We start from the raw sequence: 19438 nt of genomic DNA on the forward strand, positions 1-19438 counted from the left end.
GGTCTGTCACCGCCGGGCAGGGACACGCATGCATCAGATCGCGTAGTGCCCGGATCGCCAGCCCTGCGCCAACCGGAGCGCGTGTTCGTTGATGCGTGCGCCGGACCGCCGCCATCCGCGCACCAGTTCGGTCTCCACTTCGCGGCCGCAGCAGTCGATGACGATGCGCCACCGCGCACCCAAACCCTTGGACAACAGCCAGAACGGCCACAGCAGCACGAACGGCGCGGCCAGCAGCCAGGTGAACCAGTCCAGGTCCAGCACATCGGACATGTCCGGGAATGGCCACCAGCGCCGGTGCACCGACCATTGCGCCCCGTTGGGGTCCGTGACCACTGCCATGCTGACATCTTGCTGTGCATCCGCCGTCCTGTCAGCGAATGGCACAGTGGATGGCATGCATGTCGTCATCGCCGGTGGACACGGCAAGATCGCCCTCATCCTGGAACGGCTGCTGGCCGAACGTGGCGACACGGTGTCCGGCTTGATCCGCAACCCGGCACAGGCCGACGACCTGCGGGCGGCCGGCGCACAGCCGGTGGTGCTGGATCTGGAGCGGGCCGGCGCGGCCGAAGTGGCCGACGCGGTCCGCGGGGCCGATGCCGTGGTGTTCGCCGCAGGCGCCGGGCCGGGTAGCGGTGCGGCGCGCAAGCAGACCGTCGACCGAGACGCCGCGGTGCTGCTCGCCGACGCCGCCGAGGCGGCGGGCGTACCGCGTTACGTCATGGTGTCGGCCATCGCGGCCGACGACCGGTCGCTGGACGACGGGTACGACGAGGTGTTCCGGGCCTACATCCGGGCCAAGTCCGAAGCCGACGCGAACGTACGTGCCCGCCCCGGGCTGCAGACCACGATCGTGCGGCCCGGCGGGCTCACCGATGAACCGGGCACCGGCAAGGTCCGGATCGCCGAGACGACGGGACGCGGCAGCATCCCGCGCGCCGACGTGGCGGCCGTGCTGCTGGCCGTGCTGGACGATCCCGGCACCGCGGGGCGGACGTTCGAGGTCATCTCCGGCGATGTGCCTGTCGCCGAAGCGCTTTAGATCGCCCTAGTTTGCCGACGGTGGCGGTGGTGGTGGGAAGGGTTGGTACCACCACCATTGGGCGCGTTCGCCGGTCGGTCCGGGATAGGGGGCGACTGCGGGTGCTTGCGTGGTGGGTGGGTTGGCCAGGGATCCGCGGTGCAGTGGTTGTCCGGTGTGGTCGGTGATGATGAGTCGGTCGGCGGGTCCGGTGATGTTCAGGGCGCCGCGGTGGTGCAGTCGGTGGTGATGGGGGCAGACCAGCACCAGGTTGGACAGCTCGGTGGGGCCGCCGTCTTCCCAGTGTGTGATGTGGTGGGCATGCAATCCCCGGGTGGCGGCGCAGCCCGGGATCACGCAGCAGCGATCACGATGTTCCAACACGCGGCGTAGCCGGCGGCTGATGGTGCGGGTGGCCCGGGCCGAGCCGATCGGTCGGCCGTGACGTTGGAACCACACTTCGCAGGTCGCATCACAGGCCAGGAATTGGCGTTCCGCATCGGTCAAGACCGGACCCAAATGCAGGGCGGCGGTCTTCTGCTCGAGGTCGAGGTGCACGACGATGGTGGTGTGTTGGCCGTGCGGGCGCCGGGCCACTTCGGTGTCCCAGCCGGCTTCGACCACACTCATGAACGCATCCGCCCGGGTCGGAAACAGCTCACTACCCTGGTCGGTGTGGTCGGTGATCAAGCCGTCGAGGTGGGACTGCACGGCCGCATCGAATTTCGCGGCGTCCAGGCGCGGTAACCGGATCCGGTAAGTGGTGTAGTCCGCACCCTCGCTGGTCTTGGTGACCTCAGGCCCCGGCTCCGGCTTGGCTTCCGGTTCGGGTTCGTCGCGGGGTGCCAGGTTGATCGCGGTGCGCAACTGGGCCACCGTCGCCGAGGCGGCCAGTTCGGCGTAATGCGCATCGCTACCGTGGGCGCCGCGTTCGGCGATGACCCCGACCTGATCCAACGACAACCGACCCTCCCGCAGGCCGGCGATGCAGACCGGCAATTCCTCGATGCGGCGTGCGACGGCCACGACGGTGTCGGCGTTGCGGGGGGTGGCACCGGTTTTCCAGGCCACCAACGCCGACAGCGACCGCGCCCCGGTCAACCCCGCCAGGCCCTCGCGCTCCAACGCGGCCACGATCTCGACCAGACGACCGTCGATCGCATTACGCTGCCCACACAACTCGGCCAGCTCCCCGAACAACACCTCAAGCCGCTCGGCAGGACTAGCCTGCGAAGCCAAAGACGCTGCGGCGCTGGACATGACACCATCATCGCAGCACGGTCCGACAACTTCGGGGCCGCTTTACTCCTCGTCGAGCTGAGCCGCGACGTCGTCGGGAATGTCGACGTTGGTGTACACCTCTTGTACGTCGTCGCTGTCCTCCAGCGCGTCGACCAGCTTGAGCACCTTGCGGGCGGCCTCCAGGTCCACGGCCACGCTCACCGACGGCTGGAACCCGGACTCGGCGGAGTCGTAGTCGATCCCCGCGTCCTGCAGCGCCGAGCGCACCGCGACCAGATCGGTGGGCTCGGAGATGATCTCGAAGGTCTCCCCGAGATCGTTGATCTCCTCGGCGCCGGCCTCCAGCACGGCTGCCAGCACGTCGTCCTCGGACAGTCCGTTCTTCTCCAGGGTCACCACACCCTTGCGCGAGAACAGGTAGGCCACCGAGCCCGGATCGGCCATGTTGCCGCCGTTGCGGGTCATCGCCACCCGCACCTCACCGGCGGCGCGGTTGCGGTTGTCGGTCAGGCATTCGATCAGCACGGCCACACCGTTGGGGCCGTAGCCCTCATACGTGATGGTCTGCCAGTCGGCGCCGCCCGCCTCTTCACCGGCACCGCGCTTACGGGCCCGCTCGATGTTGTCATTGGGCACCGAGGACTTCTTGGCCTTCTGGATGGCGTCGTACAGCGTGGGGTTGCCGCCGGGATCGCCGCCACCGGTGCGCGCTGCCACCTCGATGTTCTTGATCAGCTTGGCGAAGTTCTTGCCTCGGCGGGCGTCGATGATCGCCTTCTTGTGCTTTGTGGTGGCCCACTTGGAATGGCCGCTCATGCAGGTACGCCCTCTTTCTGGTCGAACTCCGGCTGCCCAGTCTAGCTCCGGGCTACCCCGCCTTCGGCGCGGTCAGGTCGTACACCGTGTTCGTACCGACCTTGACCGGGGTGAAATTGCTCTTCACCCAGTCCGAGATGTCGGTGTGCACATTACGGCCGAAACCGCCGTGACCGTTGGCGTCCGGCAGGATGTAGTAGGTGATCTGGTGACCGGCCACATCGTCTTTGAACTGGCTCAGGGTGGGCACCGGGTCACTCCCGGTGAACCCGCCGATCGCCATCACCGCTGTCCCGGTCGACAATTCGAGCGACGATGCGGCCGAGGACCGATTGATCGCCGCCGACCAGGTGGTGCCCGTGGCCTTCAGCATCGCGTCCAGCTGGGCGTTGTCCGCGTTCTGACCCCAGCCGTGCCCGTGATCGGCCTGGGCCGGCCCCACCGACGGTCCCCCGCCGGTGTGTGGCTGGCCCAGCGTCGCCACGGTGTAAGCCGCCGAACCCGCGAGCGATCCCAGCACGGCCACCGCGACCGCGACCGTGGCCACCCGCCGCCGATTCGATGCGGTCAGGGCCCACAGCAGGGTGGCGGTGGCCACGACGGTCACCGCGAGGATCACCCAGCGCAGCGGCGGCAGCCAATCCGCGTTGCGGCCCAGGATCCACCAGTTCCAGCCCCCGGTGACCAGCAGCAGTGCCGCCAGCCCGCTCCGGCCGAACCAGCTCTCGCGTCGCCGCCACATCTCCTGGATGCCGATCGCGAACATCGCCGCCACGGCCGGCGCCAGGGACATGCAGTAATACGGGTGCACGTTGGTCTTCATGAAGCTCAGCACCAGGGCGTCGACCAGCAGCCAGCCGCCGAACAGAATGGTGCCGGCCCGGACGATGTCGGTGCGGGGCGCCCGCCCCCGGGAGATCAGCACCAGTGCCGTCGCCAACAGGGCGCCGACCAGCAGCCAGCCGATCTCATAACCGAACTCACCGGTGAACAGCCGCGGCAGACCCTGCTGCTGGTCGCCCCAGCCGCCGAAGCCGCCGTGATGAGGTTGGGCCACCGCCTGCCCGGCCGCCGCTCCGATCTGCGGACCGCGCGCGAATCCATAGTTGTTGTGTCCGAGCACCCGGCCGAAACCGTTGTAGCCCAGCACCAGGTTCATGAAGTTGTCATCGGTGGAACCGGCAAGATACGGCCGCGTCGACGCCGGCCAGATCAGGGTGAGCAGCACGTACCACCCGGAGGCGGCCAGGAATGCCGCGAGGCTGCCGAGCAGGTGCAGCAACCGCCGCCGGAGCGAGCCGGTTGCGGCCACCAGATAGACCAGCCCGATCGCGGGCAGCACCATCAGGCCTTCCAGCATCTTGGCCAGGAACGCGAACCCCAACGCCACCCCGGCCAGGGCGATCCAGCGCCCGCCACGCTCACCCAGGGCCCGCACCGCGCAGTAGGCGGCCGCCGTCATCAGCAGCACCATCACCGCGTCGGGATTGTTGAACCGGAACATCAACGCCGCCACCGGCGTCAGGGCCAGCGCGGTCCCCGCCAGCACGCCGGCCCACTGCCCGCTGATCCTGCGCACCGCCCCGTACACCAACCAGACCGCACCGACGGCCATCAGCGCCTCCGGCACCAACATGCTGGCACTGCTGAACCCGAACACCTGACCGGACAAGCCCATCACCCACTGCGACACCGGCGGCTTGTCCACCGTGATGAAGTTGTGCGCATCCAGCGACCCGAACAGCAACGCCTCCCAGTCCACCGAACCGGCCTGCGCGGCCGCGGCGTAGAACTGATTGCCCATCCCATTGACGGTGATGTTCCACAGGTAGAGCACGGCCGTGCCGATCAGCAGCAGCACCAGCCCCCAGTTCCTGGGTCGCCTGGCCGGGATTTCGGGATCGGCCTGGGCCGTGGGCTTCTCGAAGGTGGTCGTCACATTGCCATTGAGGACTCGCTACATGTGAACAAGCTGTGCACGCCACCTGTCGTCGCTGTGACAGCAAACTCCATGCCGGCGTTCACCGGTTTGTGTGCAAATCGCTACAGGGAGTCCACGAAAAGCTTGTGCACCCGGCGATCACCGGTCACCTCGGGGTGAAACGCCGTCGCCAGCATCTTGCCCTGCCGTACCGCAACGGGATGGCCGCCGGCCCGCGCCAGCACCTCGACCCCCGCTCCGACCTGTTCCACCCACGGCGCGCGGATGAACACCGCATGCACCTCGGTGTCCAGTCCGGTAAAGACGATGTCCTCCTCGAAGGAGTCCACCTGCCGCCCGAAAGCATTGCGCCGCACCGTCATATCAATGCCCCGCAACGGCTCGGCCTGCCGTCCGTCGGCGCCGGCGTCGAGGATCTCGTTGGCCAGCAGAATCATTCCGGCGCATGACCCATATGCCGGCATCCCGTCGGCCAGCCGTGCGCGGAGCGGCTCGAGCAGGTCGAACTCGCGCAGCAGATGACTGATCGCGGTGGACTCCCCACCCGGAATGACCAGGGCGTCCACCGATTCCAGTTCCGGCAGCCGGCGCACCGTCAGCGCTTCGGCGCCGGCCTCGCGCAATGCGGCCAGATGTTCACGGGTGTCGCCCTGCAGGGCGAGCACACCGACCCGGGCGGTCACTTCGCCGGCGGGACGAAATCCCGCTGGTAACGGGTCAGCCCCTCCTGCATGACGGCCGCGACCATCTCGCCGTACCGGTTGAACAGCTTGCCCTGGGTCAGCGCACGGCCACCGCACGCCGATGGTGAGGACTGGTCGTAGAGCAGCCACTCGTCGGCGCGGAACGGCCGCATGAACCACATGGCGTGATCCAGCGACGCGATGTTCAGGTGCTTGCGCTCGTCGGGATGGTTCACCTGCGCCGAACCCAACAGGGTCAGATCGCTGAGATAGGCCAGCGCACAGATGTGTAGCACCGAGTCATCGGGCAGCGGGTCGCGGTGACGGAACCACACCTGCTGCTGAGAAGCCTTGCCGGGCAACCGATTCACCTGATCGCGCGGGACGATGCGGACATCCCATTCGGCGAACTGGGCGAACCCGGCGTCATCGAATGCGCCCCCGGACCGGAACCCCGGCAGGTCTTCTGGACCGGGCGCGGATGGCATCGCATCCTGATGCTCGATACCGCTCTGGTCGGCCTGGAACGACGCCGACATGCTGAAGATGGTCTGGCCGTGCTGGATGGCGCTGACCCGGCGGGTGCAGAACGATCCACCGTCGCGGAGCCGCTCCACCAGGTACACCGACGGCGCGCGCGCATCACCGGGCCGCAGGAAGTAGCCGTGCAGCGAGTGCACCTGGAACTTCGGGTCGACGGTACGCACCGCCGACACCAGCGACTGGCCGGCGACGTGGCCGCCGAACGTGCGCTGCAGAAAACCCGACTCCGGACTGAACACCCCACCGCGATAGATGTTGACCTCGAGCTGTTCCAGGTCGAGGATCTCTTCAATCGCCACCCGGTCTGTTTACCAGCCGCGTTCGGCGAGCCGGTGCGGGACCGGGATGTCGTCGACGTTGATGCCGACCATCGCCTCGCCGAGCCCACGCGACACCTTGGCCAGCACGTCGGGATCGTCGTAGAACGTGGTGGCTTTCACGATCGCGGCCGCACGCGCGGCCGGGTCACCGGACTTGAAGATGCCCGAACCCACGAACACGCCCTCGGCACCCAGTTGCATCATCATCGCCGCATCCGCGGGCGTGGCGATACCGCCGGCGGTGAACATCGTCACCGGCAACTTGCCGGCCCGGGCCACCTCGACCACCAGGTCATAGGGCGCCTGCAGGTCCTTGGCAGCGACGAACAACTCGTCCTCGCTCAACGTGGTCAACCGCCGGATCTCACCGCCGATGGTGCGCATGTGCGTGGTCGCATTGGACACATCACCGGTGCCGGCCTCGCCCTTGGAGCGGATCATCGCCGCACCCTCGGTGATCCGGCGCAATGCCTCGCCCAGGTTGGTCGCACCGCACACGAACGGCACGGTGAACTTCCACTTGTCGATGTGGTTGGCGTAGTCGGCCGGGGTGAGCACCTCGGACTCGTCCACGTAGTCCACGCCGAGGGCCTGCAGGATCTGGGCCTCGACGAAATGTCCGATCCGGGCCTTGGCCATCACCGGGATGGTCACCGCGGCGATGATGCCCTCGATCATGTCGGGATCGCTCATCCGCGACACCCCGCCCTGGGCGCGGATATCGGCGGGCACCCGCTCCAGTGCCATCACCGCGACCGCACCGGCCGCCTCGGCGATCCGGGCCTGCTCGGGGGTGACCACGTCCATGATGACGCCACCCTTGAGCATCTCGGCCATGCCGCGCTTCACCCGGGCGGTACCGGTCTGGTTACCGTTCTGCGCTGCGGTATCCATAGCTATCTCCTCCAGTTCACTACTGATCCAGTCTAAACGTGGTGCCAAATCAATTGAATCCGCACTCTCAGCGGATCTGCTGAGGTTGGGTACCCGGCCCTGCCCCGCGCACATCCGCCAGCTCACCGGCTTGCGCCAGAAGTTCGCGGAGCTGCAGCGGATAGACGGACTCCCCATTGGCGACCAGCTCGTCGATCATTGTCTCATCGCACCACCGGTGGCCGTGAATGTAGCGACGTTCCAGCGGGGTGCGACCGGTCGCCGACGGCTCGAACCGGCGGGCGCGGTGCACGAAGTAGAACTCCTCGCTGCGGACCACCGCCCCGTTGAAGTCGATGATCGCGTCGCGCCGCCACACCGGCCCGACCATGTCGGCCGGTTCCACCCGCAGTCCGGTCTCCTCGATCAGCTCCCGCACCGCGGTGTCGGCGAGTTCTTCACCCTGCTCCACGGCACCGCCGATGGTGAACCACCATCGGCGCGGGTCCTCGCCGGCACGCGCGGGATCGGATCCGCAGAACAGCAGCACCCGGCCGTCCTCGTCGAGCAGCACAACCCGCGCCGAGATCCGCCGGGTGACAGGCCCGCCGTCCCGGGCCGCCGGACCGGCCCGTTCGGCGATCTCGAAATAGGCCGGCAGGGCCGCGGTGCCGCCCAGATGCAGCAGCCGCACCATCGGTCGCTCGCGCAGCGCCTGGATATCGCGGACGGCGTCGTTGTGGAACCGGCGGGCCAGCAACACCCGTGCCTCGGCGTCGGCGAGTTCGGCCACCAGCGCGACCGGCAGGGCCGAGGGGGCGACGCTCTCCAGCGCGGCCGACAACTCGTTCTCCGCGGCCTCACGGGTAGTGCGGGGGGCGCGCTCGGCGGCATCGGCCAAGGCCGCCAGCCGCTTGCCTTCCGGTGCCCGGCCGAACGCGTCGACGGCCACCGCCCTGGCCACCACGGCGCGTCGCGCCAGCGCGGCATCCAGCGCCTGCCAGGACAGGTCGTAGCGAACGTGCAGGCGGTCCAGCCGGTTGGCGGTGAGATACGCCCACGAACCGGTCAGCAGGACGGCTACGCCGACCAACACGGCCAGGCAGATCAGCAAGATACCCATCAGTCGGCAACCCGCACCTTGACGCCCGCCACGGCCACCGTCTCGTAAACCCGCAAGATATCGGCGGCCACCACCGACCAGTCGTAACGCTGCACCGCGGCACTCGCCGCCTCCACATAGCGCCGCCGCAGCGCGTCGTCCCCGAGCACGGCCACCAGCGCGTCCGCCAGCGCGTCGGCATCGTCGACCGGCACCAGCTTGCCCGCTGCGCCGTTGTCGAGCACCCGCCGGAAGGCGTCCAGATCACTGGCGACCACTGCGGTGCCGGCGGCCATCGCCTCGACCAGCACGATGCCGAAGCTCTCGCCGCCGGTGTTGGGTGCGCAGTACACGTCGGCGCTGCGCAGCGCGGACGCCTTCGCTGCATCGTCGACCTGCCCCAGGAATCGCAGGTGCCGGGCGCAATCGCCGGCTTCCTCGGCCAGTGCCTGCTCATCGCCGCGGCCCACCACCAGTACCTGCACCTCGGGGAAGGACTCCACCAATCGGGGCAACGCGGCCAGCAGCACCGCCATCCCCTTGCGCGGTTCGTCGAAGCGGCCGAGGAACAACACGCACCGGCCCTCGCGCGGATACCCGTCCAGCAGCGGCGCGGACCCGAACGCCGAAATCGGTACACCGTTGGGGATTTCGACCGCGTCGGAGCCCAACGCCTCCATCTGCCAGCGCCGCGCCAGATCCGACACCGCGATGCGGCCGACGATCTTCTCGTGCCAGGGGCGCAGAATTCCGGCAAAGACGCTGAGCGTCAACGATTTCGTGGTCGATGTGTGGAACGTGGCGACGATGGGGCCTTCGGCGATCATCAGCGCCAGCATGGACAGGCTCGGCGCGTTCGGCTCGTGCAGATGCAACACGTCGAATTCGCCGTGCATGATCCACTTCTTGACGGTGCGGTGCGTGGCCGGGCCGAAGCGCAGACGGGCCACCGACCCGTTGTACGGGATGGGTACGGCCTTGCCGCCCGACACCACGTAATCCGGCACCTGCACATGCGGCGAGGACGGTGCCAGCACGCTGACCTCATGCCCCTGAGACCGGAAGACCTCGGCGAGCTGGAGGACGTGTGCCTGTACGCCGCCGGGCACATCGAAGGAGTACGGGCATACCATCCCGATCCGCATCAGCGCTCCCGTGGCCCGTCCAGGCGGGCCCTGCGCTCGTCGGACAGGTCGGCCAGCCACTGCGGTTGCAGCATGTGCCAGTCGGCCGGATGGGCGGCGATGTTGGCGGCGAACCGGTCGGCCAGCGCCTGGGTGATGACGGTGACGTCACCGGAGGAGGTGTCCAGCGGCGGGTGGATGCGGGTGGCCCAGCCGTCGCCCTCGAACCAGCAGTGCGTGGGCAGCAGCGCCGCACCGGTTTCCAGCGCCAGCCGCGCCGGCCCCGCAGGCAGCCGGGTGGCCGCGCCGAAGAAGTCGACCTCGATCCCGGAGCGGGTCAGGTCGCGGTCGGACATCAGGCACACCAGGCCGTTGTTGCGCAGCCGCTCGGCCAGCACCTCACCGGGCGGGCGGGCACCGCCGTTGAGCGGCAGCACTTCGAACCCGAGGCTCTCCCGATAGTCGACGAACCGCTGGTACAGCGACTCGGGTTTGAGCCGTTCGGCGACCGTGGCGAACGGGCCGTAGGTATTGGTCAGCCACACGCCGGCCATATCCCAGTTGCCGCTGTGCGGCAGGGCCAGCACCGCACCGCGGCCGGCCGCCAGCGCCTCGGCGACATGCTGGTCGCCTTCGGCGAGTTCCTGCAGGCGGAGCGCCAGCGCCTTGTGGTCCATCGACGGCAGCCGGAACGCCTCACGCCAGTAGCGGGCGTAGGACGCCAGAGACGCCCGGACCAGGCTGCCCGGTACCTCCGCCGGCTGCACGCCGACAATCCTGGCCAGGTTCTTGCGCAGCTGCTCGGGTCCGCCGCCGCGCGCCGCGTACAGCGCGCCCGCATCGAACATGTTGCGGGCGGCGAACTCCGGCATCGCACGCACCACACGCCAGCCCGCCGCGTAACCGATGTCGGTCAGCTCGCCGCCCAGTGGCATCCGCAACCCGCGGATCCGCGGCAGCCCGGCCGACGGTGTGCTCACGGGGTTCCTTCGGCGGGCAGGGAATCCATCGCGCCCGGCGAGGTGCGCACGGCGTGCAGCCGCTGAGCGACGGTGACCACGCTGGCTACCGCGAGCAGCCACATGGCGATCTCCAGGATCAGCGGCACGCCGAACAGCCCGGACAACCCGGCGCCGGTCAACACGATGACCAGTCGTTCCGGACGTTCGATGATGCCGCCGTCCCCGCGCAGCCCGCTGGCTTCGGCGCGGGCCTTCACATACGAGATGACCTGCGAGGTGACCAGGCAGATCAGGGTGGCCACCAGCAGCTGCGCGTTGTGCATCCCGAACGCGATCCACCACGCCAGGCCGCAGAACACCGCACCGTCGGCGATGCGGTCGCAGGTGGCGTCCAGCACCGCCCCAAACCGGGTGCCGCCACCGCGCTCGCGGGCCATGGCACCGTCGAGCATGTCGGCCAGCACGAAGACGAAGACGGCCACCGAGCCCCACCACAGCTGACCCATGGGATACATCAGCAACGCCGCAAGCACCGAACCCGCGGTCCCCAACACGGTGATGATGTCCGGGGTGAATCCGACGCGCAGCGCCGCCCTGGCGACCGGTCGCGACAACTTGACGTACGCCGCCCGGGTCATCAGGTAGAAGTCGCTCATTTGTCCGACTGCCCCAGCTGAGCGGCCCATTCGTCGGCCAGGAGTCGGCGGGTGTCGCGCAGCAGCTGCGGGATCACCTTCGAGTCACCGATGACGGTGATGAAGTTGGCATCACCACCCCAGCGCGGCACCACGTGCATGTGCAGGTGCTCGGCGAGCGACCCGCCTGCGGAGGTACCCAGGTTGAGGCCGACGTTGAACCCGTGTGGGCGCGACACCGCCTTGATCACCCGAATCGCCTTCTGCGTGAACGCCATCAGCTCGGCGCTCTCCTCGGGGGTGAGATCCTCCAGTTCGGACACCCGCCGGTACGGCACCACCATCAGGTGACCGGGGTTGTACGGGTACAGGTTGAGCACCGCGTACACCAATTCGCCGCGCGCGACCATCAGGCCGTCCTCGTCGGCCATCTGCGGGATATCGGTGAACGGTTCCGAAGACAGTGCCGAACCGGCCCCCTTCTTCAGCGGCGATTCGGCGATGTAGCTCATCCGGTGCGGCGTCCACAGCCGCTGGAGATGGTCCGGATCTCCGACACCGGTGTCGACGATTCCTTCGCCGTCGGTCACGAGTCCACCTTGAACACATCGGCATTGGGCGTCACGTTCTCGCGGCGGGCGACCCAGTCCACGATGGCCGCCACCGCCGCGTCGCGTGGCACGCCGTTGAGCTGGCTGCGGTCACCGAACCGGAACGAGATCGCTCCCGCTTCGACGTCCTGGCCGCCCGCGAGCAACATGAACGGCACCTTCTGATTCGTGTGGTTCACGATCTTCTTGGCCATCCGGTCGTCACTGGCATCCACCTCGACCCGGATTCCGAGCGACTTCAATTGCGCGGCAACATCTTCCAGGTAGGGCACGTGGGCCTCGGCGACCGGGACGCCGACCGCCTGCACCGGTGCCAGCCAGGCCGGGAACGCGCCCGCGTAATGCTCGGTGAGCACGCCGAAGAACCGCTCGATGGAACCGAACAACGCCCGGTGGATCAGCACCGGCCGCTGCCGGCTGCCGTCGCCTGCGGTGTACTCCAGCTCGAACCGGTCGGGCATGTTGAAGTCCAGCTGGATCGTCGACATCTGCCAGTGCCGGCCCAGTGCGTCCTTCACCTGCACCGAGATCTTGGGTCCGTAGAACGCCGCGCCACCCGGGTCCGGCACCAGATCCAGCCCGGAGGCCTCGGCCACCTCGCGCAGCGTCGTGGTGGCCTCCTCCCAGAGTTCGTCGGAGCCGACGGACTTCTCCGGGTCCCGGGTGGACAGCTCCAGGTAGAAATCGTCCAGGCCGTAATCGGAGAGCAGGTCGAGCACGAAACCCAGCAGCGAGGTCAACTCGTCGCGCATCTGCTCGCGGGTGGTGTAGATGTGCGCGTCGTCCTGGGTCATGCCGCGCACCCGGGTCAGGCCGTGGATGACGCCGGACTTCTCGTACCGATACACCGACCCGAATTCGAAGAGCCGCAACGGCAATTCGCGATAAGACCGGCCGCGGGACCGGTAGATGAGGTGGTGCATCGGGCAGTTCATCGGCTTCAGGTAGTAGTCCTGGCCGGGCTTGCGTACGGTGCCGTCCTCGTTGTACTCGGCGTCGATCTGCATCGGCGGGAACATGCCGTCGGCGTACCACTCCAGGTGACCCGAGGTGATGTAGAGGTTTTCCTTGGTGATGTGCGGGGTGTTCACGAACTGGTAGCCGGCCTGCTCGTGCTTGCGGCGCGAGTAGTCCTCCAGTTCCTTGCGGATGATGCCGCCCTTGGGATGGAAGACGGGCAGCCCGGAACCGAGTTCGTCCGGGAAGCTGAACAGATCGAGTTCCACGCCGAGCTTGCGGTGGTCACGGCGCTGCGCCTCCTCGATCAGCTCGAGGTGACGGTCCAGCGCCTCCTGCGACTCCCAGGCGGTGCCGTAGATGCGCTGCAGGCTGGCGTTGTTCTGGTTTCCGCGCCAGTAGGCCGCGCTGCTGCGGGTCAGCTTGAACGCCGGGATGTACTTGGTGGTGGGGATGTGCGGGCCGCGGCACAGGTCGCCCCAGATGCGTTCCTTGGTGCGGGCGTTGAGGTTGTCGTAGGCGGTGAGCTCGTCGCCACCCACCTCCATCACGTCCGGGTCGCCGGACTTGTCGTCGACGAGTTCCAGTTTGTACGGTTCGCCGGCGAGTTCGGCGCGGGCTTGGTCTTTGGACTCGTACACCCGGCGGGAGAACAGCTGACCGTCCTTGACGATCTTGGCCATCCGCTTCTCCAGCTTCGCCAGATCGTCGGGCGTGAATGCCTCCGGCACGTCGAAGTCGTAGTAGAAGCCGTCCGTGATGGGCGGTCCGATACCCAGCTTCGCCTGCGGGAACAGCTCTTGGACGGCCTGAGCGAGGACGTGGGCAGCCGAGTGCCGGATCACGCTGCGGCCGTCGTCGGTGTCGGCGGCCACCGGGCTCACCTCGGCGTCGGTGTCCGGCGTCCACGACAGGTCGCGCAGCCGCCCGTCGGCGTCGCGGACCACCACGATGGCATCCGGTGCGCCGCGTTCGGGAAGTCCGGCGGCGCGGACGGCCGCCCCAGCGGTGGTCCCGGCAGCGACCCGGATCGGGGCTGCGGGGGCGGTGCTGGCGGCGGCGCTCATCGGGAACTCTCCTCATGGTCGATCAGGTTCGCGACCATGCTATCGGGGTGGGTCAGTCCGACCCGATACCGATCGGGCTCTTCAGCCAGGGCGGTTCGAAGCCGACCAGATCTCCGAGCCAGTAGAGCGCGCCCAGCCCCCACAGGCTGGCGACCACCACCAGCCCGGTGAAGACCGCGCTGAGCGCTTTCACGGCGATGTGCTGACGGGCGAACCAGGCCATCACCGCGTCATAACGCTGCTTGACCCAGTGCAGGGCGATCTGGGCGGCGCGGAACTCGGTGGCCAGGATCGCCAGGCCCAGGAAGACGATCGCCCAGCCCGGCCCCGGGTAGGGAATGGCGACGATGCCGACGGCCAGCACCAGCAGACCCACCACACCCACGACGGCGCGGTAGACGAAATCGGCGACGGGGCGTTCGCGCAACCGGTCCCGCCGGCGGGCCCAGCTCCTTTTCAGGTCGGCAGCTTTCACGGCTGCCCCGGCTTGAGCCGGATGAACAGGGCGTCGGCCTCGGTGAGCAGATCGTCACCGTCACTCAGGCGGCCGCTGACGAAGATCTTGCGGCCCTCGATCCGGTCGATTCCGGCGTCCACTTGGAGTTCCTTCTCGATCGGGACGATCTTGCGGTAGTCGATGCCCAGATGCGCGGTGCGTTGATACAGGCTCTTGGTGAGCTTGGCGGTGGTGAAGCCGAGTAGCGAATCGAAGAGCAGTCCGAGCACGCCGCCGTGCACGGCTCCGTTGCGACCCAGATGGTAGCGCCGAAACCGAACGGTCCCGCGGACCCGCCCGTCTTCGGTGACCACCAGGTCCATGGGTACGGACATGATGTTGCCCCGGCTGGGCAGGTCCAGCCGGCGACCGGACGGGGAATGCCATTCGTCGGCCTCGTACGGGGTCAGCAGCGCCGACACCTTTTCGATCAGGTCGGCGGCCTCGGTGATCACCGCATCGGGAGCGTCGGCAGCACGGGCGAGGTCCTGCAGCGTGCGCACGGCCTCGATGAACCGGCCGTAGTCCGGGCCGCCCTTGTCGGTGGGCTCGGGCGGGTTGAATCCGCCCCCGGGGTGCACTGCTGGAGTCGCCACACCAGCCACGTTATTGCACAGCCGGCTCCCAGGGCGCGCCGGTCGGCCCGAATCCGATTCGAGCGCAGGATTATTGGTCGTCCGGCGGTGGACGGCGTTGACATATGACCGGCGTCACACTAGGTTCGTTGAAACGTTTCAACATTCCATCCGCACGTTCGCTGCCACCCCGGCAACGCCGGCGGTAGCCTGAGGAAGTCATGCGAATCGCCCTGTTCGCGACCTGCCTGGCGGATGCACTCTTGCCGCCCGCTGCGATCGCCACCGTCGCCGTACTGGAGCGACTCGGCCACGAGGTGGTGTTCCCGGCCGGCCAAACCTGTTGCGGCCAAATGCATATCAACACCGGATACCTCCGGGAAGCCACCGCGGTGGTGCGCCACCACGTCGAGGTCTTCGAGGGTGCGGGCTGCGAAGCCGTCGTCGCACCGTCGGGATCCTGTGTGGGTTCGGTGCGCCATCAACACGCCATGGTGGCCCGCCGCGCCGGCGACGACGCGCTGGCCGCACGCGCCGAGGCCCTGGCGGCCCGCACCTACGAACTGACCGAGTTCCTCGTCGACGTACTCGGTGTCGACGACGTCGGCGCCTACTACCCGCACCGCGTCACCTATCACCCGACGTGTCACTCGTTGCGCATGCTCGGCGTCGGGGACAAGCCGCTGCGGCTACTGCGCAACGTCCGCGGCCTGACGCTGATCGAGTTGCCCTCGGCCGACTCGTGCTGCGGTTTCGGCGGCACCTTCGCGCTGAAGAACTCCGACACCTCCACCGCCATGCTGGCCGACAAGATGACCCACATCCTGGACACCGGCGCCGAGGTGTGCAGCGCCGGTGATTCGTCGTGCCTGATGCACATCGGCGGCGGTCTGAGCCGGCTGCGGGCCGGGGTACGCACCGTGCACCTCGCCGAGATCCTGGCCGGCCGGAGCGAGTCGTGACCTTCCTCGGCACCCCCGGCGTCGGCAACCTGCGCGGTGACCAACCGTTCCCGCAGGCGGCGCGCACCGCGCTCGGCAACGCCCAGCTGCGCCGCAACATCGGCTACGCCACCGCCACCATCCGGGCCAAACGCCTTGCCGCAGTGGCCGAATGCGAGGACTGGGAGGAACTGCGCGCGGCCGGCAGCGCGTTGAAGCGTGACGTCATGGCCAGACTGCCCGAACTGCTGGAAGAGTTGGAGCGCAACGTCACCGCACACGGCGGCGTGGTGCACTGGGCCCGTGACGGCGACGAGGCCAACGAGATCATCACCGCGCTGATCCGGGAGACCGGCGCCGACGAGGTGGTCAAGGTCAAGTCGATGGCCACTCAGGAGATCGGGCTCAACGAACACCTGGAGGCCGAAGGCATCGCGGCGTTCGAAACCGACCTCGCCGAGCTGATCGTCCAACTCGGCCATGACAAACCCAGCCACATCCTGGTACCCGCCATCCACCGCAACCGCGCCGAGATCCGGGAGATCTTCACCCGCGAGATGCCCGATGCCGGCGAACTCACCGACGAACCGCGAGTGCTGGCGATGGCGGCCCGCGCCCATCTGCGCCGTAAGTTCCTCACCGCACGGGTCGCCGTCAGTGGCGCGAATTTCGGTGTGGCCGAGACGGGCACGCTCGCGGTGGTGGAGTCCGAGGGCAACGGCCGGATGTGTCTGACCCTGCCGCAAACCCTGATCACCGTGATGGGGATCGAGAAGGTCATCCCGACGTTCGCGGACCTGGAGGTGTTCATGCAACTACTGCCCCGGTCCTCGACCGCCGAGCGGATGAACCCGTACACGTCCATGTGGACCGGAGTGCACCCGGGCGACGGCCCGCAGCAGTTCCATCTGGTGCTGCTGGACAACGGCCGCACCCGGGTGCTGGCCGACGAGGTGGGACGCGCTGCGCTGCACTGCATCCGGTGCAGCGCCTGCCTGAACGTGTGCCCGGTCTACAAGCGCACCGGCGGACACGCCTACGGTTCGGTGTATCCCGGTCCGATCGGGGCGATCCTGTCCCCGCAGCTGACCGGCACCACCGGTCACGACGACCCGAATGCCAGCCTGCCGTATGCGTCCTCGTTGTGCGGTGCGTGCTTCGAGGCCTGCCCCGTGCTCATCGACATCCCGTCCATCCTGGTGCATCTGCGCGCCGAGCAGGTGGATCGAGAGCGTGGCGGCATCCCGGGCGGGCAGGATCTGGCGATGAAGGCCGCGGGCTGGGCGATGTCCTCGCCCGGCCGCTTCGCCCTGGCCGAGAAGACCCTCGGCGTAGGCCGGCTCATCGCGGACAAGGATCACCGCATCGGCGCGCTACCCTGGCCGGCGTCGAAATGGACCGGCAGCCGGGATATCCCCGAGCCGCCGAAGGAGACGTTCCGGCAGTGGTGGGAACGCACCCACGGAGGCGCGACATGAGTGACTCCCGATCAGCGGTGCTGGGCCGGATCCGGTCGGCGCTGGCCGTGGCACCCCCTGAACACGTTGTGGTGCCACGTGATTACGCTCACGGGCCGCTCACCGGCGCCGCGGATGTCGAACGTTTCGCCGAGGCGGTCGCCGAGTACCGGGCCCGGGTGCACCGGACCGCGGACATCGCCGCGACCGTGCGTGCACTCCTGGACCCGTCGGCCACGGTGGTGATTCCGGCCGATCTGCCCGCCGACTGGGTGACCGGCGTACGCACCGTCGCGGATGCGCCCGCGCTGGATGTCGCTGCGCTGGACCGCGCCGACGCCGTGCTCACCGGGTGCGCGGTCGGCATCGCCGCCACCGGCACCATCGTGCTGGACGCCGGATTCGCCCAGGGCCGGCGGGCATTGACCCTGGTGCCCGATCACCACATCTGCGTGGTGCGGGTGGACCAGATCGTGGACACCGTGCCACAGGGCTTCGCCGCGCTGGACCCCGCGCGGCCGCTGACGTTCATCTCAGGGCCGAGTGCCACCAGCGATATCGAACTGCAGCGGGTGGAGGGTGTGCACGGGCCGCGGACGCTGGACGTGCTGATCGTGGCATAGCGTTCCAAGACTTCGCCAAGAGGTCGGCCGCACGCTCCTGCCATGAACATGCTCCGGATTGCGACCACCGCACTGATGGCCGGCGGCCTGGCCGCGGCCGGCCTGGGCCTGACCGCGGGTACCGCCGAGGCCCGGCCCGCCGCTCCGATGCCGCTCGACGCCTGGCCCGGTTGCCCCAACGACCACCCCGAGGGACCGTGTCACTGGTGCCCGGGCGACCCTGCGGTGCAGACCGGCAACCTCCGGGTGAACCCGGTGGTCTGGGACGCCAACATCTGCCACACCTACTGGTACGTCTACCACGGGCAGGGCAACGTCGCGCAGAACATCTTCGAGGGCGACATCCCGCCTGCGCCGCCCCCACCGCCGCCGCCGGGCCTGATCACCCGGGAGAACTGCCAGCAGATCCTCGGGCCGTTCTGTCCCCGTTGATGCCGTGGCCGGTTGACGCCCGGATGACCAATTCCGGTTGGAACAGCACATGTTTGGGCTCCGGGTGGGCGCCGCCGACGGAGGTGGCCACCAGCAGATCCACCGCGGTGGCACCGATGTCGGCGGTGGGCTGGCGTACCGAGGTCAGCGGCACCACCGCCGAGCGGGCGAAGTCGATATCGTCGTAGCCGACCAGCGCGATGTCCTCGGGCACCCGCAGACCACCCATCAGCGTCAGCGCCTGCAGCACACCGATGGCCAGCAGATCGTTGGCGCAGAACACCGCATCCGGGCGTTGCGCGGCGGCCCGTTCCCGCAACCGCTCCCCCACGGCGCGGCCGGCCAGCACGCTCAGGCTCGGGGTGTCGATGCACTCCAACTGTGCGCCAGGGGTTTCCGCGACCGCCTCGGCGGCGCCGCGGCGCCGATCCCGGATCTGGCGCAGCGTGCCAGGGCCGCCCACGAACGCGATCCGTCGCCGGCCCGTCGCGCACAGGTGGGCCACCGCCAGCCGCGCGCCCGCCACATCGTCGACCGCCACCGAGTCGAAAGGTGTGCCGCTGCCGTCCCGGTCGACCAGCACGACCGGTGTGCCCCGGCCATGCAGCGCGATCAGCCGGCGCAGATCCTCGCCCACCGGCGACACCAGCAGTCCGTACACCCGTTGCTCGTCGAAGGCGTCTATATAGGCGCGTTCGCGGCCGTCGTCGTCGTCGGAGGTACCCAGCAGCACGGTGAGGTTGTGTTCGCCGGCGCGGCGCTCGGCCGCCCTGGCGATATCGGTGAAGAACGGGTTGCCGATGTCCAGCACCACCAGACCGACGCTGCGGGACCGGCCGGCCTTGAGCTGACGGGCCGCGTCGTTGCGCACGAATCCGAGGTCGTCGATGGCCGCCTGAACGCGCGCCACCGTCGCGGGCGCGACCTTGTCCGGCGCATTGAGCACGTTGGACACCGTGCCGACGGACACCGAGGCCGCGGCGGCGACTTCCCGCATACTCACCACCTGGACA

21 protein-coding genes are annotated in these 19438 nt (G+C 68.5%); 5 read left to right on the forward strand and 16 right to left on the reverse strand.

Going from position 1 to position 19438, the window contains the following annotated elements:
• Positions 1–33: 33 nt before the first annotated feature.
• Positions 34–342 (reverse strand): hypothetical protein, encoded by a 309-nt coding sequence (locus ACXPWS_RS18680; RefSeq protein WP_458708088.1) that lies wholly within the window; start codon positions 340–342, stop codon positions 34–36.
• A gap of 55 nt (positions 343–397) precedes the next feature.
• On the opposite strand from ACXPWS_RS18680, the gene ACXPWS_RS18685 reads away from it, so the two are divergent.
• Positions 398–1045 carry an SDR family oxidoreductase gene (locus tag ACXPWS_RS18685; RefSeq protein ID WP_458708089.1) on the forward strand — a complete coding sequence of 216 codons (648 nt, stop codon included), beginning with the start codon at positions 398–400 and terminating at the stop codon, positions 1043–1045.
• Between the two features lie 6 nt (positions 1046–1051).
• Here ACXPWS_RS18685 and ACXPWS_RS18690 read toward each other — a convergent pair whose 3' ends face one another.
• The 14 genes from ACXPWS_RS18690 to ACXPWS_RS18755 all read right to left on the reverse strand — a co-directional run bounded on the left by ACXPWS_RS18690 (position 1052) and on the right by ACXPWS_RS18755 (position 14993).
• Positions 1052–2284, reverse strand: a complete 1233-nt coding sequence (locus tag ACXPWS_RS18690) for an HNH endonuclease signature motif containing protein (protein ID WP_458708090.1) — start codon at positions 2282–2284, stop codon at positions 1052–1054.
• Positions 2285–2326: 42 nt separating this feature from the next.
• Positions 2327–3082, reverse strand: a complete 756-nt coding sequence (locus ACXPWS_RS18695; RefSeq protein WP_458708091.1) for a YebC/PmpR family DNA-binding transcriptional regulator — start codon at positions 3080–3082, stop codon at positions 2327–2329.
• Positions 3083–3134: 52 nt separating this feature from the next.
• Complete coding sequence (locus ACXPWS_RS18700; protein WP_458708092.1) at positions 3135–5021, reverse strand: glycosyltransferase family 39 protein; 1887 nt, start codon at positions 5019–5021, stop codon at positions 3135–3137.
• 104 nt (positions 5022–5125) lie between these two features.
• Positions 5126–5707 carry a pyridoxal 5'-phosphate synthase glutaminase subunit PdxT gene (gene pdxT, locus ACXPWS_RS18705; RefSeq protein WP_458708093.1) on the reverse strand — a complete coding sequence of 194 codons (582 nt, stop codon included), beginning with the start codon at positions 5705–5707 and terminating at the stop codon, positions 5126–5128.
• Positions 5704–6549: an acyl-CoA thioesterase II gene (gene tesB / locus ACXPWS_RS18710; protein ID WP_458708094.1), complete on the reverse strand. Its 846-nt coding sequence runs from the start codon at positions 6547–6549 to the stop codon at positions 5704–5706. The genes pdxT and tesB overlap by 4 nt, the downstream gene beginning before the upstream one ends.
• Positions 6550–6558: 9 nt before the next feature.
• Positions 6559–7464: a pyridoxal 5'-phosphate synthase lyase subunit PdxS gene (gene pdxS, locus ACXPWS_RS18715; RefSeq protein WP_458708095.1), complete on the reverse strand. Its 906-nt coding sequence runs from the start codon at positions 7462–7464 to the stop codon at positions 6559–6561.
• A 67-nt stretch (positions 7465–7531) separates the two neighbouring features.
• Positions 7532–8566 carry an NUDIX hydrolase gene (locus ACXPWS_RS18720; RefSeq protein ID WP_458708096.1) on the reverse strand — a complete coding sequence of 345 codons (1035 nt, stop codon included), beginning with the start codon at positions 8564–8566 and terminating at the stop codon, positions 7532–7534.
• Positions 8566–9690, reverse strand: coding sequence for a glycosyltransferase family 4 protein (locus ACXPWS_RS18725; RefSeq protein ID WP_458708097.1), 1125 nt, complete (start codon positions 9688–9690; stop codon positions 8566–8568). The genes ACXPWS_RS18720 and ACXPWS_RS18725 overlap by 1 nt, the downstream gene beginning before the upstream one ends.
• A complete protein-coding gene (locus ACXPWS_RS18730; protein WP_458713597.1) occupies positions 9690–10604 on the reverse strand; it encodes a phosphatidylinositol mannoside acyltransferase in 915 nt (304 codons plus the stop codon). Before ACXPWS_RS18730 ends, ACXPWS_RS18725 begins: the two co-directional genes overlap by 1 nt.
• A 41-nt stretch (positions 10605–10645) precedes the next feature.
• Positions 10646–11287 carry a phosphatidylinositol phosphate synthase gene (gene pgsA / locus ACXPWS_RS18735; protein WP_458708098.1) on the reverse strand — a complete coding sequence of 214 codons (642 nt, stop codon included), beginning with the start codon at positions 11285–11287 and terminating at the stop codon, positions 10646–10648.
• A complete protein-coding gene (locus ACXPWS_RS18740; protein ID WP_458708099.1) occupies positions 11284–11856 on the reverse strand; it encodes an HIT family protein in 573 nt (190 codons plus the stop codon). Before ACXPWS_RS18740 ends, pgsA begins: the two co-directional genes overlap by 4 nt.
• The gene (gene thrS / locus ACXPWS_RS18745) at positions 11853–13901 is read right to left on the reverse strand and encodes a threonine--tRNA ligase (protein ID WP_458708100.1); all 2049 of its coding nucleotides are present in this window, start codon (positions 13899–13901) and stop codon (positions 11853–11855) included. Before thrS ends, ACXPWS_RS18740 begins: the two co-directional genes overlap by 4 nt.
• Before the next feature lie 52 nt (positions 13902–13953).
• On the reverse strand, positions 13954–14376 hold the full coding sequence (locus ACXPWS_RS18750; protein WP_458708101.1) for a TIGR02611 family protein: 423 nt from the start codon (positions 14374–14376) through the stop codon (positions 13954–13956).
• Entirely contained in the window at positions 14373–14993 is a 621-nt protein-coding gene (locus tag ACXPWS_RS18755; RefSeq protein ID WP_458708102.1) for a PaaI family thioesterase, read from the reverse strand. The genes ACXPWS_RS18750 and ACXPWS_RS18755 overlap by 4 nt, the downstream gene beginning before the upstream one ends.
• A gap of 200 nt (positions 14994–15193) precedes the next feature.
• Between ACXPWS_RS18755 and ACXPWS_RS18760 the strand changes: the two genes are divergently transcribed.
• The 4 genes from ACXPWS_RS18760 to ACXPWS_RS18775 are packed head-to-tail and all read left to right on the forward strand — an operon-like array spanning position 15194 to position 18425.
• The gene (locus ACXPWS_RS18760; protein WP_458708103.1) at positions 15194–15934 is read left to right on the forward strand and encodes a (Fe-S)-binding protein; all 741 of its coding nucleotides are present in this window, start codon (positions 15194–15196) and stop codon (positions 15932–15934) included.
• Positions 15931–17391, forward strand: coding sequence for a LutB/LldF family L-lactate oxidation iron-sulfur protein (locus ACXPWS_RS18765; RefSeq protein WP_458708104.1), 1461 nt, complete (start codon positions 15931–15933; stop codon positions 17389–17391). Before ACXPWS_RS18760 ends, ACXPWS_RS18765 begins: the two co-directional genes overlap by 4 nt.
• Positions 17388–17993: a LutC/YkgG family protein gene (locus ACXPWS_RS18770; protein ID WP_458708105.1), complete on the forward strand. Its 606-nt coding sequence runs from the start codon at positions 17388–17390 to the stop codon at positions 17991–17993. Before ACXPWS_RS18765 ends, ACXPWS_RS18770 begins: the two co-directional genes overlap by 4 nt.
• Before the next feature lie 42 nt (positions 17994–18035).
• Positions 18036–18425 (forward strand): hypothetical protein, encoded by a 390-nt coding sequence (locus tag ACXPWS_RS18775; protein ID WP_458708106.1) that lies wholly within the window; start codon positions 18036–18038, stop codon positions 18423–18425.
• On the opposite strand, the gene ACXPWS_RS18780 is transcribed toward ACXPWS_RS18775, so the two are convergent.
• Positions 18376–19422 (reverse strand): LacI family DNA-binding transcriptional regulator, encoded by a 1047-nt coding sequence (locus ACXPWS_RS18780; protein ID WP_458708107.1) that lies wholly within the window; start codon positions 19420–19422, stop codon positions 18376–18378. The two genes, ACXPWS_RS18775 and ACXPWS_RS18780, sit on opposite strands and share 50 nt — an antisense overlap.
• Between the last annotated feature and the right edge of the window lie 16 nt (positions 19423–19438).

The organism is Mycobacterium sp. BMJ-28, from assembly GCF_054404835.1.